The organism is Agrobacterium sp. LAD9, from assembly GCF_003031125.1.
Taxonomy (GTDB): Bacteria; Pseudomonadota; Alphaproteobacteria; order Rhizobiales; family Rhizobiaceae; genus Agrobacterium; species Agrobacterium radiobacter.
Map to the genome: position 1 here is coordinate 33,640 of NZ_PHGS01000004.1, position 13,375 is coordinate 47,014.

At 60.3% G+C, this 13,375-nt stretch carries 10 protein-coding genes and 2 tRNA genes; 5 read left to right on the top strand and 7 right to left on the bottom strand.

Going from position 1 to position 13,375, the window contains the following annotated elements:
• Window positions 1-473 precede the first annotated feature (473 nt).
• The gene (locus tag DA915_RS04020; protein WP_107675209.1) at window positions 474-1,451 is read right to left on the bottom strand and encodes a VOC family protein; all 978 of its coding nucleotides are present in this window, start codon (window positions 1,449-1,451) and stop codon (window positions 474-476) included.
• A 228-nt stretch (window positions 1,452-1,679) separates the two neighbouring features.
• Between DA915_RS04020 and ppdK the strand changes: the two genes are divergently transcribed.
• Entirely contained in the window at window positions 1,680-4,406 is a 2,727-nt protein-coding gene (ppdK, locus tag DA915_RS04025; protein WP_107675210.1) for a pyruvate, phosphate dikinase, read from the top strand.
• On the opposite strand, the gene DA915_RS04030 is transcribed toward ppdK, so the two are convergent.
• The 3 genes from DA915_RS04030 to DA915_RS04040 all read right to left on the bottom strand — a co-directional run bounded on the left by DA915_RS04030 (window position 4,384) and on the right by DA915_RS04040 (window position 6,765).
• The gene (locus tag DA915_RS04030; RefSeq protein WP_003509074.1) at window positions 4,384-4,656 is read right to left on the bottom strand and encodes a hypothetical protein; all 273 of its coding nucleotides are present in this window, start codon (window positions 4,654-4,656) and stop codon (window positions 4,384-4,386) included. The two genes, ppdK and DA915_RS04030, sit on opposite strands and share 23 nt — an antisense overlap.
• Before the next feature lie 184 nt (window positions 4,657-4,840).
• Window positions 4,841-5,239: a hypothetical protein gene (locus DA915_RS04035; RefSeq protein WP_003509073.1), complete on the bottom strand. Its 399-nt coding sequence runs from the start codon at window positions 5,237-5,239 to the stop codon at window positions 4,841-4,843.
• A 161-nt stretch (window positions 5,240-5,400) separates the two neighbouring features.
• Window positions 5,401-6,765 carry a dicarboxylate/amino acid:cation symporter gene (locus DA915_RS04040; RefSeq protein ID WP_107675211.1) on the bottom strand — a complete coding sequence of 455 codons (1,365 nt, stop codon included), beginning with the start codon at window positions 6,763-6,765 and terminating at the stop codon, window positions 5,401-5,403.
• 357 nt (window positions 6,766-7,122) lie between these two features.
• Here DA915_RS04040 and DA915_RS04045 point away from each other — a divergent pair, with 357 nt between their 5' ends.
• Window positions 7,123-8,043, top strand: a complete 921-nt coding sequence (locus tag DA915_RS04045; RefSeq protein ID WP_107675212.1) for a DUF1499 domain-containing protein — start codon at window positions 7,123-7,125, stop codon at window positions 8,041-8,043.
• Window positions 8,044-8,178: 135 nt separating this feature from the next.
• On the opposite strand, the gene DA915_RS04050 is transcribed toward DA915_RS04045, so the two are convergent.
• Window positions 8,179-9,087 (bottom strand): MBL fold metallo-hydrolase, encoded by a 909-nt coding sequence (locus DA915_RS04050; RefSeq protein WP_107675213.1) that lies wholly within the window; start codon window positions 9,085-9,087, stop codon window positions 8,179-8,181.
• Window positions 9,088-9,289: 202 nt separating this feature from the next.
• Here DA915_RS04050 and DA915_RS04055 point away from each other — a divergent pair.
• Together DA915_RS04055 and DA915_RS04060 are read left to right on the top strand one after the other, a co-directional pair.
• Window positions 9,290-9,364: transfer RNA gene (locus tag DA915_RS04055), tRNA-Gln, on the top strand.
• Window positions 9,365-9,509: 145 nt separating this feature from the next.
• Complete coding sequence (locus tag DA915_RS04060; protein WP_107675214.1) at window positions 9,510-9,707, top strand: hypothetical protein; 198 nt, start codon at window positions 9,510-9,512, stop codon at window positions 9,705-9,707.
• A 112-nt stretch (window positions 9,708-9,819) separates the two neighbouring features.
• Here the strand turns inward: DA915_RS04060 and mqo are convergent, their stop codons facing one another.
• Together mqo and DA915_RS04070 are read right to left on the bottom strand one after the other, a co-directional pair.
• Window positions 9,820-11,535: a malate dehydrogenase (quinone) gene (gene mqo / locus DA915_RS04065; RefSeq protein WP_162687110.1), complete on the bottom strand. Its 1,716-nt coding sequence runs from the start codon at window positions 11,533-11,535 to the stop codon at window positions 9,820-9,822.
• Between the two features lie 387 nt (window positions 11,536-11,922).
• Window positions 11,923-12,345: a hypothetical protein gene (locus DA915_RS04070; protein ID WP_003509022.1), complete on the bottom strand. Its 423-nt coding sequence runs from the start codon at window positions 12,343-12,345 to the stop codon at window positions 11,923-11,925.
• Window positions 12,346-12,609: 264 nt separating this feature from the next.
• Here DA915_RS04070 and DA915_RS04075 point away from each other — a divergent pair.
• Window positions 12,610-12,686 (top strand) — tRNA-Pro (locus tag DA915_RS04075).
• Window positions 12,687-13,375: the final 689 nt, after the last annotated feature.

Sequence of the window (13,375 nt, forward strand, 5' to 3'; positions counted from 1 at the left end):
GAGCCAGTCCCGACTTTTGCTCAATGTGAATTTATCTTGCCGTATCACCCATTCGGGTGAGCGACATCACGCGGCATTTTGCTATGTTTTCCGCAAGAGCCAAAGGTTCTCTCCAGACCCCACCATCCGGTTTCCTGTACCGGATGGAATGCCTTGCGAGGCCGCTGCCGTGGCCTCGCAAGGCTTTCTTTTCCGGGTTCATAGAGTGAGATGGCTGTATGGCTGGTAGTCGTTTCCGGGGTGCAAACCTCCTCCGTCATACCGGCCTTGAGCCGGTATCCAACCAGCCCAAGTCCTTGGGCTGAAAAGACTCTTACCGTTGCGCAGACGCATGTCGGCTGGATTCCGGCTCAGGGCCGGAATGACGGAAGGAGGAGACGCAGCGAATCCCTGTAAACACTTGGCCTGCTGCAACTGCCAATGGCGCAGTTTGCGAATTTCTCCACGCATGATGCATGGAGGCCTACCATCACTCACCCCGGCACCAGCCGCAGCCGCGTGCCCCAGGGGTCGATCGCTTCCACGACATTGTTCTCCATCTCCACCAGCACGTAACCGGCCGCCCGCAGCCGCGTTTTTTGCGCCTCGAGATCGGCGGGATTGCGAATGGTGAGAGAAAACCAGTCGAGGCCGGTTTCCATGGCGTTGCGTTCCTTCGCGCCACGGCTGTTCCATGTATTCACCGCCAGATGATGGTGATAGCCGCCGGAAGAGAGGAAAGACGCGTCCGAGCGCGCATCCTGCGTCGGTCGCAGGCCGATGGCCTGTTCATAAAAGGCGCGGGCGGTGGCGATTTCGCCGACCCGCAGGTGAACGTGCCCGATGCGCATCCCCGGCGGGGCGGCCTCATAGTCGCTTCTTTTGGTGTCGGTCAGCTTCACGAGATCATCGATATCGAGTTGTTCGGTGCCCATTTTCACCACGCTGCCGCTCCACACCCAGGTGTCCTTTGGCCGGTCGCTGTAAACCTCGATGCCGTTGCCCTCGGGATCGTTGAGATAGATCGCCTCGCTGACATTGTGATCGGCAAAACCTGACAGCGGCACCTGCTTCAGCGCCGCATGCACCAGCCAGCGCGCCAGATCCTTGCGGGAGGGCATCAGATAGGCGATGTGGAACAGGCCGGCGGAGGTGGGGCTTTCGAAATCCGCGGCCGGCTTGTGGACGAGATCGAGCAGCGGAACAGTGCCAACGCCGAGCGTCACGCCTCTGGCCGTGCGTTCCACCTCGTTCATGCCGAGAACCGAACGGTAATAATCGATCATCGGATCGAGTTCGCGCACCCGAATTGCGGCCTGGCCGATATGCATCGGCGTCGTCAGCGCAAAGGGAAGGGCAGAGGCGGCCCCTGCGACGGGTACTGCGCCTTCGGCTCTGAGCGCCCCGGCAAGCGCGCTGGCGGCGCAGGAAATTCCGGCAAATTTAAGCGTATGGCGGCGGGTAAATTGCATGAATAATCTCTTTGTCGGCGATTTGAATGGCTTAGGCAACACTCCGTTTCAGCGCACTACACGAATGCGTCAATCATGGCGTTATTCGGCCTTTGCGGCAATTCTGGCGCGCAATTTGCCGCAATTATGCTGCACTGCGATGTAAACTGCACGTTGCGGCGTTCCCAACATGCCGGCAATGCTGTAGATGATAGAAAAATGACAACGCTTCTGGGTGGAGAGCGTGGAATGAAAAAATGGGTTTATACCTTCGGCAACGGTGCTGCCGAAGGCCGGGCAGGTGACGTTGCGATATTGGGCGGCAAGGGCGCGAACCTTGCCGAAATGGCAAGTCTCGGCCTTCCCGTGCCCCCCGGCCTCACCATCATAACCGATGCCTGCGCCCTCTATCACAAGAATGGCCACGATCTTCCCGAGGACCTGAAGCTGCAGGTCATGGCCGGCCTGCACGGCATGGAAACCGTGACCGGCAAGACCTTCGGCGGCAGCCAGTCGCCGCTGCTCATCTCCGTCCGTTCCGGCGCGCGCGCTTCCATGCCCGGCATGATGGATACTGTTCTCAATCTCGGTCTCAACGACCGCACCGTCGAGGCGCTGGGCCACGATGCGGGCGACGCCCGTTTTGCCTGGGATAGCTACCGCCGCTTCATCCAGATGTATGGCGATGTCGTCATGGGCCTCGACCATGAAATGTTCGAGGAAATTCTCGAAGACGAAAAAGGCCGCCTCGGCCATGAATATGATACCGACATGTCGGCGGTCGAATGGCAGCACGTCGTTTCGCTCTACAAAAAGCTGATCGAGGATGAGCTGGGCGAAGCCTTCCCGCAGGACTGTCACGTCCAGCTATGGGGCGCGATCGGCGCGGTTTTCGCCAGCTGGACCAACCACCGCGCCGTGACCTACCGGCACCTGCACAATATTCCGGGCGACTGGGGCACGGCCGTCAACGTTCAGGCCATGGTCTTCGGCAATCTCGGCTCGTCCTCGGCAACGGGCGTCGCCTTCACCCGCAACCCTTCGACGGGCGAGGCGGAGCTTTACGGCGAATTCCTCGTCAATGCTCAAGGGGAGGACGTGGTGGCGGGCATCCGCACGCCGCAATCCATCACCGAAGCCGCACGTCTTGCCTCCGGCTCCGACAAGCCTTCGATGGAAAAGCTGATGCCGGAGGCTTTCGGCGAATTCCTGGCGATCTGCAAGCGGCTGGAAAACCACTATCGCGACATGCAGGATCTGGAATTCACCATCGAGCGCGGCAAGCTCTGGATGCTGCAGACCCGTTCCGGCAAGCGTACCACCCGTGCCGCCATGAAGATCGCCGTCGATATGGTCGAAGAAGGGTCGATCTCGCAGGAGGAAGCCGTCTGCCGCATCGAGCCCTCATCGCTCGACCAGCTGCTTCACCCCACCATCGATCCCGGCACGTCCCGCCCCATCATTGGCTCCGGCCTGCCGGCCTCGCCGGGGGCGGCGACGGGTGAGATCGTCTTCACCGCGGAAGAGGCGGTTGCGGCGGAAGCCGAAGGTCGCCGCGTCATTCTGGTGCGCATCGAAACCAGCCCGGAAGATATTCACGGCATGCACGCCGCCGAAGGCATTCTGACGACGCGCGGCGGCATGACCAGCCACGCCGCCGTGGTGGCGCGCGGCATGGGCATTCCCTGCGTCACCGGCGCGGGTTCCATGCGTGTCGACATGCGCAACAAGGTGCTGATAGGCGTCGGCTGCATGCTGAAACGCGGCGATGTCATCACCATCGACGGTTCGTCAGGCCGGGTGCTGAAGGGCGAGGTGCCGATGACGCAGCCGGAACTCTCAGGTGATTTCGGCAAGCTGATGCAATGGGCCGATGGCCTGCGCCGCATGACCGTGCGCACCAATGCCGATACGCCGGCTGACGCCCGCGCCGCCCGCGCCTTCGGTGCCGAGGGTATCGGCCTTTGCCGAACCGAACATATGTTCTTCGAGGGTGACCGCATTCATGTGATGCGCGAGATGATCCTCGCCGAAAGCGAAAAGGGCAGGCGGGCAGCGCTCGACCAGCTTTTGCCGATGCAGCGTTCGGATTTCACTGAACTGTTCCAGATCATGCACGGTCTGCCGGTGACGATCCGCCTGCTCGATCCGCCACTGCACGAATTCCTGCCGAAGACCGATGGCGAGATCGTCGAGGTCGCCGCCGCCATGGGTATGCCGCAAACGGTGTTCCGCCAACGGCTGGATGCGCTGCACGAATTCAACCCCATGCTGGGCCATCGCGGCTGCCGGTTGGCGATTTCCTATCCCGAAATCGCCGAAATGCAGGCGCGCGCCATTTTTGAAGCGGCGGTTGCCGCAGCGCGCATGACAGGTGCGCCGGTCGTGCCTGAGATCATGGTGCCGCTGGTCGGCCTCCGGTCGGAGCTTGATTATGTCAAGGCCGTCATCGACACTGTGGCCGCCGAGGTGGCGGAAGAGACCGGCATGACGCTCGAATACCTGACCGGCACGATGATCGAACTGCCGCGTGCGGCTCTGCGCGCCCATGTCATTGCGGAAGCCGCGGAGTTCTTCTCCTTCGGTACCAACGACCTGACGCAGACGACCTTCGGCATTTCCCGTGATGACGCGGCGCGTTTCATCAATACCTATCAACGTAAGGGCATCATCGAACGAGACCCGTTCATCTCGCTCGATTTCGACGGTGTGGGCGAACTGATCCGCATTGCCGCCGAACGCGGCCGCCAGACGCGGCCGGAACTGAAGCTCGGCATTTGCGGCGAACATGGCGGCGACCCGGCCTCGATCCATTTCTGCGAGGATGCGGATCTTGACTACGTCTCCTGCTCGCCTTTCCGCGTGCCCATCGCGCGCCTTGCGGCGGCGCAGGCGACGCTGGCCGCAAGGTCGAAGCAGGGGGAAACCCCAAGCAATGTCGCCTTCATTCCCGTCAGGGGTTCTGTTGGACGATGATGCGCCGCTCCACCACCACCGGCCGGTAGAACATGTCGCGGTTCATCTGCGCCTGCCAGGCGCGGTTGTCGGCGCGGCGGTCCATTTCCAGATCGAGAAGGCAGCCTGCCATCGGGTCCGTGCCGGGGCGGAACCCATACCCCCGGCATGTCGCCTCATCCCGCGCCCGGCGCTCTTCCGGCGTCAGCGTCTGGCAAGCGGTGAGCACCAGCATAGTGGCAAGCGCACCGAAGACGATGGAAACGCGCATTTTGTTTCTCCCTTAACATGACAGCCGTACGGCACTTTTATTGCCGCGATTGATACGCCTGTTTTGATATGGGGAAAAGCCGCGTTGGGGTGGAAAGTTGCATCAATCCGCCATGGGGAAAGGCCCCGCAAGCGGCGATAGCCGGATCGGTTCAGACAGGGCAGCGCGACGTTGCAAAACCTGTTCAGGAAACGCGCAAGAAAGACGGCGGGAACAAACCCTGTTGAATAAGCCAGTCACCGAGCAGAGCCGTGAGGATGGCGATGAGGACAATACCACCGATAAATGCGAAGAGGCCGAGCGTGGCGTGCGTCCACCGGCGGGTTTGATAGAGGTAAATCGCAAGCCCGATGGGTGCGAGCAGAATGGTCGCGAGTTTGGCGGCAGAACTGCGCCGAAGGTCCCGCTTTTCGGCATCCTCTATCTGCCACCAGGCAAACAGCGTGATGATGCCGACCATCTGCACCAGATCATTTGCGGTAAAGGAACTTGGAGGTCCGGCAGGCCAGACGGCCGCGTCGATGAGAAGCCCGAGGGATATGAAGGCGAGCAGGCCGACATAGATCCAGTTACGTTTCACCATGCACAGGTTCCGCCGAAAGATGCGTTGTTGTCTGTGCCGTTATCGCTATCGATCGAACCATCTCCGTCAACCCCAAACTCTCATGGAGCAACGGACATGGCCCTCGTTGGGGCGTCTCCGTTTTACCGGAAACGCCCCATGATGATCGCGGACAGGCCGCGTCAGGCCGCCACGACTTCCCGGTCATCGAGTGCATCGATGTCCTTGGCGTTATTATAGACGGCCTCGTTGAGGATGCCCTCGCGCTTGGCGACGATGGTGGGCACCAGCGCCTGACCGGCGACGTTGACGGCCGTGCGGCCCATGTCGAGGATAGGGTCGATGGCGAGCAGCAGCCCCACACCTTCCAGCGGCAGGCCGAGGGTGGAGAGTGTCAGCGTCAGCATCACCACAGCACCTGTCAGACCCGCCGTTGCGGCAGAACCGAGCACCGAGACGAAGACGATCAGCACATATTCCTGGATACCGAGCGGCACCTGGAAGAACTGCGCAATGAATATCGCCGAAATCGCCGGATAGATCGCAGCGCAGCCGTCCATCTTGGTGGTGGCGCCGAGCGGCACGGAGAAGGCGGCATATTCGCGCGGCACGCCGAGGCTCTTTTCCGTCACGGTTTCGGTGACGGGAAGCGTGCCGATGGAGGAGCGCGAAACGAAGGCGAGCTGGATGGCCGGCCATGCGCCAGCAAAGAAGCGAGACGGCCTCAGGCCATGGGCGATCAGCAGGGTCGGATAGACCACGAACAGCACCAGCGCCAGACCGATATAGACGGCCGCCGCATACCAGCCGAGCTGCGAAAGCGTCGTCCAGCCATATTGGTCGACCGCGCGGCCAAGCAGGCCGATGGTGCCAATGGGGGTGAGGCGGATGACCCACCACAGGATTTTGCGCACGATGGCAAGCAGCGACTGGTTGAAGGCGAGGAACGGCTCCGCCGCCTTGCCCGCTTTCAGCGCGGCAACGCCGAAGGCGATCGACACCACGAGAAGCTGCAGCACGTTGAAGTTCAGCGAGGTGCTGCCGGCGCCGTTGTTGATTTTGGTCGAGGCTTCGAGGCCGAAGACGTTGGCCGGGACGAGGCCCTTCAGGAAGTCGAGCCAGGAGCCGGTGGAGGAGGGTGCCGCCGCTGCCGTGTTGGCAATGGCGGTGTTGACGCCCGGCTGGATGACGAGGCCGAGCACGATACCGATAACCACCGCGATCAGCGCGGTGATGGCAAACCACAAAAGCGTCTGCCAGACGAGCTTTGCCGCGTTGGAGAGGTTCTTGAGATTGGCGATGGAGGCGACGATGGCCGTGAAGATCAGCGGCGGAACCAGAGCGCGCAAAAGCTGTACGAAAATGCTGCCGATGGTCTGCAGCGTCACCGAAAGCCAGTTCGGACTGCCGGCGGCATCGGGACCGATGTTGCGCGCGACGAGCCCGAGCAGCAGGCCGATGACCATGGCGATCAGAACCTGAAAGCCGAAATTGCGATAAAAGGGTTTAGGCCCGGAGGGGCCGGCGGACGTCGTTGCCTGTGACATGACATGTCTCTTTATTGTGCAAGAAAACGAGAATGTTGCACTTTTTACACGCATTCTCGAGGGAGGTCGCCGAGGATACGCCGATTTCCTCAGCAATTAAGGGATGAACGTGCGTATTTGTTGCGTTGTCGGGGAATTATTCTCGCAAATGGCGAATTCTCAGAAAAATGTTTCGCCCCATCGCGCTTCCGTTCCCGGCCCCTGACGTGAGGTTTTCGCATTTTGGCTTGCGGATCAAACCCGTCCTTTGTTTTCCTCGCCGTAAATCCGGTCTATGACATCATATGCAGGTGATTCCCTGCCAGAATTCGGGTGCAACGCTTTTTAGCCAATGCGATCTAACGGATATCCGCTTTCATGACTGTGCGTTTCGTCCGGCCTTTTTCGGTTGCAGCCTATCTTTCCCGGTATCTGGGTCTTGCGGCGCTTGTGCTGTTTCTCATCGCCGCCGGCATCCATCGTTTCGGGCCGCTGACGACGCCTGACCTCGTCGGTCTGCTCATCATTGCCGCCGGCATCGCTCTCGCGGCCGTGCTTCTGGCGCTGATCGGCCTAGAGCGGCTGTGGACCAAGGGTGCGCGCGGCGGCCTTTCGGCGCTGGCGGCGTTGCTTCTTTCGGCGCTGCCGCTCGGCGTGGTTGGTTATGGCGCCTATCTTTATTGGCAGCAGCCGAAGATTTACGACATTTCCACCGACCTGAGCGATGTGCCGGAATGGCTGGTGACGCCCACGGCCAATCAGCAATGGCTGGTGCGGCCCGCTGTCATCACCAAGGCCGACCGCGATGCGCAGATGGAGGCCTATGCCAGCCTCGCCGGCCGCCGTTATGAAGGCGCGATCGACCGCATCTATGCCGCCGCCAAGAAAATGGCCGCCGCCCAGACTATTCGCATCACCCACACGAAGGGGGTGATCGGGGCGGAAGATGCGCCCTCTGCCGGCATTCCCGAGCAGGACAGGACGCAGCCCGCGGAAGAGGGGCCAGTGGAAGACCTGCCCTCCATCGTGCCGGTGCCCATGGCCCGCCCGACTGACGCGCCGCAGCCCACCTTCTTTAATGGCAGCGGTGTTGTGCTGATGCAGGGTGAAACCCGCACCCGCATCTGGGGCCTGCGTTTCGATATCCTCATCCGCCTGAAAGAAGAGGCGGAAACCACCATCGTCGATGTCCGCGTCGCTTCCCGCTACGGCCCGCACGATCTCGGCATGGGGGCGGCGATTGCGGAAGCCTATCTCGATGCGCTGGATGCGGAAATGCAGGGGCTGAACGACAACTGAGGCTATTTGTCTTGTTGTGGCGCTGCCGCGTGTTTCTTCTCCCCGTCGGGGAGAAGAAACTGGTGGCACCTGCTCGTTCCCCAACGGGGCAGCGATCGACGAAAGCATCTTGAAAATTCGCGCGTCAAAACCTCATCACGCCGGAAAATATTCGCCCAGCAGCGAAGGCGCACCATCTGTCCGCACTTCGCCCTTTTCGATCAGGTCCTCGATATGCGCCAGCACGGAAAGGGCGGCCGCGCCGTGCAGGCGCTTGTCGGTGCTGGCATAGATCACCTTCACCATATCGGCGATCAGCCGGTCGCCTTCGCGGATGCGCTTCAGAACCGCCTTTTCCCGCATACGTCGATGAGCGCGTAGCCCGCGCATGAAGGCCGAGGGATCGGTGACCGGGCCGCCGTGGCCGGGCAGGAACAGCCGGTCGTCGCGGGTGAGCAGCCTCTCCAGCGAGGCCATGTAATCGCTCATCGCCCCGTCAGGAGGTGCGACGATGGTGGTAGCCCAGGCCATCACATGATCAGCGGAAAAGACGATGCCACTGCCCTCAAGCGCGAAGGCGGTGTGGTTGGCCGTGTGCCCCGGTGTATGCAGCGCGGTCAGCGTCCATCCGTCGCCGGAAAGGCTCTGCCCATCGCCAAGCGCGATATCGGGCACAAAAGCCGTATCGGAACTTTCGGCAAAGGGATTGGTCTCGCCCACATGCAGCGGCCGGGCGGCGCGATGCGGACCTTCCGCCACCGTCAGCGCGCCGGTCGCCGCCTTCAGCCGCCGGGCGAGCGGCGAGTGATCACGATGGGTGTGGCTGACGAAGATATGGGTGACCTCGCGGCCATCAAGCGCCGCCAACAGCGCCTGAAAATGTGCCTCATCCTCCGGGCCGGGATCGATGACGGCAACAGAGCGGTCGCCGACGATGTAGCTGTTGGTGCCGTGAAAGGTGAAGGCGGAAGGATTGTTAACGGTGATGCGCTGGATGAGCGGGGCGACAGGAACCGCCTCGCCATAGGCCGGCCTGAAATCGAGATCGAATGCCGGGTCCGCCATCGAGACCTCCTGAAAAATGCCATGCCAGCTTGAGCCACGGCCTCAACCGCGCCACCGCCCAAGCCCTAACATGCGAACTTCGCCACGGCACCCAAAAAGCTTGGGTTTTGTGAAAAAATTGGTCGCCGGGTCATTGCCGGGCCGGGCAGGCTTTGATAATCAGGCCCGGTTCGGGCAGCGGCGTTTCGCTTCACTGCCCTGTTGGGGCGTCGCCAAGCGGTAAGGCACCGGTTTTTGGTACCGGCATTCCCAGGTTCGAATCCTGGCGCCCCAGCCATTCCTGCCCTGTTTTTATCATATACAGTTTCGGATTTTTACGCTTTTAACGTGAATATAGAAGTAGTAACAATTTTAGATTGTCTATTGCTGATTCCGCAACACTTTTGTGATTGTCTGAATTCAGACATCAGGAGCGGATAGCAGTGACCCAGACATCAGAACCCAGCCCATCACACAACGAACTCCCAAAGAAGCCCGATTTCGAATGGATTTTCTGGGTGTTTCCCATCGTCGCGTTTGCTGTAATCGCATATCTCGGTGAGTTGAAATGGGCGTTTGTCATCGGAGGGGGAATTGCTGTGATGCTTTTTGCCTATTTCAATTTTATTAAGCGGAAATAGCCTCATACCAAGTGAGGGTGATCTAAGCGCCGAGTTTTGCCTATAGATAATCGTGGAAACGCCGCGCATCCGGAGATACGCGGCGTCCAGTCTTAAAAATCGCAGCTAAGCCTTAAAGCGCGATATCCGGCACCTTCTTCACCGGCGCACCCGCAGGTGCTGCACCGGCGCCCTTCAGCGCCTCAAGATCGATCTGCGGCGGGGTCGGCAGCTGCAGGTGTTCGGCGGTGTAGGCCCATTCCTGCTGCACCTTTTCCGGGTCGTCATTGAGCTTGGTGCCGTAGCTCGGCACGATCTGGCGAAGCTTCGTCTGCCATTCCGGCGTTGCCACCTTGTCCTTGAAGACCTTTTCGAGAACGCTGAGCATGATCGGTGCTGCGGTGGAAGCGCCCGGCGAAGCGCCGAGCAGGCCGGCGATGCTGCCATCCCCTGCGGCGACGACTTCGGTGCCGAGCCGCAGCACGCCGCCCTTTTCTTCGTCGCGCTTGATGATCTGCACGCGCTGGCCGGCTTGCCACAGGCGCCATTCGCCCTGCTTGGCATTCGGGAAATATTCCTTCAGCGCGGCAAAACGGTCGTCATCCGACATCATCAGCTGGCCGGCGAGATACTCCACCAGCGGATATTCGTCGATGCCCACCCGCACCATCGGCCAGGCATTGCTTGTGGTGACCGAGGAGACGAGGTCGAAATAGGAGCCTTCCTTCAGGAACTTGGTGGAGAAGGTGGCGAAAGGTCCGAACAGGATAACGCGCTTGCCACCCAGCACACGGGTATCGAGATGCGGCACCGACATGGGCGGCGAGCCGACCGAAGCCTTGCCATAGGCCTTGGCCAGATGCTGCATCGTCACGTCAGGGTTTTCGTTGATGAGGAACGAGCCGCCCACCGGGAAACCGGCATAATCGTCCGCTTCGGGAATGCCGGACATCTGCAACAGATGCAGCGCGCCGCCGCCGGCGCCGATGAATACGAATTTCGCGTCCACCACCTGTTCGGCATCGGTCTTGGTGTTGGTGTAGGTCACGCGCCAGCTGCCATCGGCATTGCGCTGAATGTCGGAAACCTCGCTATTGACCTGAAGGTCGAAATTCTGGTCGCTCTGCAGATGCGATACGAACTGGCGGGTGATTTCGCCGAATTCCATGTCGGTGCCGAGCGGCGACCAGGTCGCGCCGATCTTCTGGGAAGGATCGCGGCCTTCCATCATCAGCGGCACCCACTTCTTGATCTGCTCGGGATCGGTGGAAAATTCCATGCCGGCGAAAAGCGGGCTGGCCTTGAGCGCCTGATAACGCTTTTCCAGATAGGCGACGTTCTCGTCACCCCAGACGAAGCTCATATGCGGCGTGTGGTTGATGAAGGAGCGCGGGTTCTTCAAGACGCCGTTGCGCACCTGCCAGGCCCAGAACTGCCGGGAAATCTGGAAGGATTCGTTGATGTTGACGGCCTGGGTGATCTTGATGTTGCCGTTGTCGTCTTCCGGCGTGTAGTTGAGCTCGGCAAGCGCGGAGTGGCCGGTGCCGGCATTGTTCCAGCCGTTCGAGCTTTCAAGCGCCACGCCGTCCAGCCGTTCCAGCATCTGCATCGACCAGGTGGGCTCCAGTTCGCGCAGCCAAACACCGAGCGTCGCGCTCATGATGCCGCCGCCGATCAAAAGCACATCGACCTTCTTGGCGGCCGTATTGGCGAGAAGCGGAGAAGAGGGCAGCGCCGCTGCGGCAATTCCGGCGAGCGCACCGCCCAGAACCTGTCGGCGGTTCAGCGGAAATGTATTGGAGAGATCAGTGAGCTGGGATTTGTCTTGATCGATGGGAGTCACGGCCATACCTGATTCTTGTTTTGTGTTAAAAACATTCCTCCCGATCGCCCCGTTACAGCAAAGCGCAAATCGGCACAACCCGGACTCATTCACTCCAGTTCAAGCGTTTTTGCAGGGATCTGGCCGGGACATATGGTCGCGCCGGCGAATTTTGCACATTTGCGGATCGTCATTTTTAGGGCGGTGAAGATTAGGCGATGCTTTCAAACGGTTGAAAGGGTTCTCTGCGCCCGATATCGCAAAAAGCCCGCCCGGCTACACCTTGCCGGCCATCACGGCTGGCGCAATGCCGCTGCGGGCCGATTTTTTTTCAGAAAAATGACAAAAATCCCGAAAAGTGAAAAGGCCCGCCGGTTCGGGCGGGCCTTGGCGCGTTCGGTTTGTGACCGAAGATCAGTTTGCGGCGAGGAATTCCGCGCAATAGCTCGGGCCGTTGACGCCGGGGCGGTCGGAGACGGTGCGCACGGCGGTGATCTTGTAGTCGCTGGAAACGACGAGCTGCACGGTGCAGGAGAGCGACGCGGTGCGGGCCGGCGAGATCTGGCGACCCTTCTTGCCATCCTTGCCTTCTTCGAACCTGGCCGGAATGGTGGCCTTCTTGTAGCCGCCGCGCCAGTTATAGACGGTGGAGCTGCCGGTTTCCGTGTCGCTCAGCGGCGGGCCGAATTTTGCGAAGAAAATACCTGCGGACTGGCCGACCCAGCGGGTCTCAACGGGGCTCTTCTGGGTGAAAGAAGGAGTGGAGCCGCCCGTGGAAGTGGTGCAGGCCGAGAGCGCAATGGCAAACGCTGCGAGCGTTACGCTGCGAGATAGCATGGTGAAATGTCCTTTGTGCCGTGTCCGGCTTCCCGCCGGTCATTCCGTTCCCCTAGCAGATTTGGCGACGGGGGGCAGGGGAGGTGGGCGGCTTGACGAAAATTTCCTGCCACAATTGCTTTTTTGTAACGTTTTGAGGGCTTCCCCCCGGCATCGCAGGCGCTTGGCAGGGCTGTTTCAACGGATGGGAAAAACTTGTCATAAAAAATGCAATAAGCCGCTTGTCGAATGCCGGAGGCTGGTCTATAGAAGCGCCGCTGGTCACGGAGTGTAGCGCAGTCTGGTAGCGCACGTCGTTCGGGACGACGGGGTCGGAGGTTCGAATCCTCTCACTCCGACCAGCTTGGAGCCCAATAGATACAGCGGCTTGCAACTGATCCCGATACTTCCTGAAAATCTCAAGGTCAAAGCCTTGCACCGAAACCGTCGCTGTTAAATCAGAACCGGTTGGAATGCATCCGTCGCTCTTGCCTGAAAATCAGGGCACAGATGCGGATAGGCGCCTTCAAACTCCCGTTCTTCAATTGGTGTCTGCTTTAGGGGGCGGAGAGCGTTTCCTGCTCGCAGATGTGAAACCGCACCGTCGCCTCAGCCGCGCGCCCGAACAAAAGAGGCCCGTCGCTCCGCCAAGCGCCAGGCCTCAATGTCGCGGCCTTGTTTCAGGGGACGCGCGACACGGACCGTCTTAGAAGCGTCAATTCTCGTCCACAATCCAAGAAGTTATCCATGACAGTCACGAGCCCTGAATTTCGGGGCCATCGACATGATCAACTTATCGCGATCAAAAAAGAGGCCCGCTGTTTTTTCAAACAACGAGCCTCTGTTGGGCCGCTTGGCGGAGCGACCGCATGCAAATTCGCCTTTTGCGCATGAACGTCGAATGAACAAACGGCTTTCTGCGTGGCCGAGAAACAACCCGTAAAAATCAGGATAGCAACATGGATCGGAAAGCCGCCTCAGCCGTTATCTAACCATACAACAATGGAGGATAACATGCTGAAGGGTATTGCACTGTGGGCTATGGGCGTTC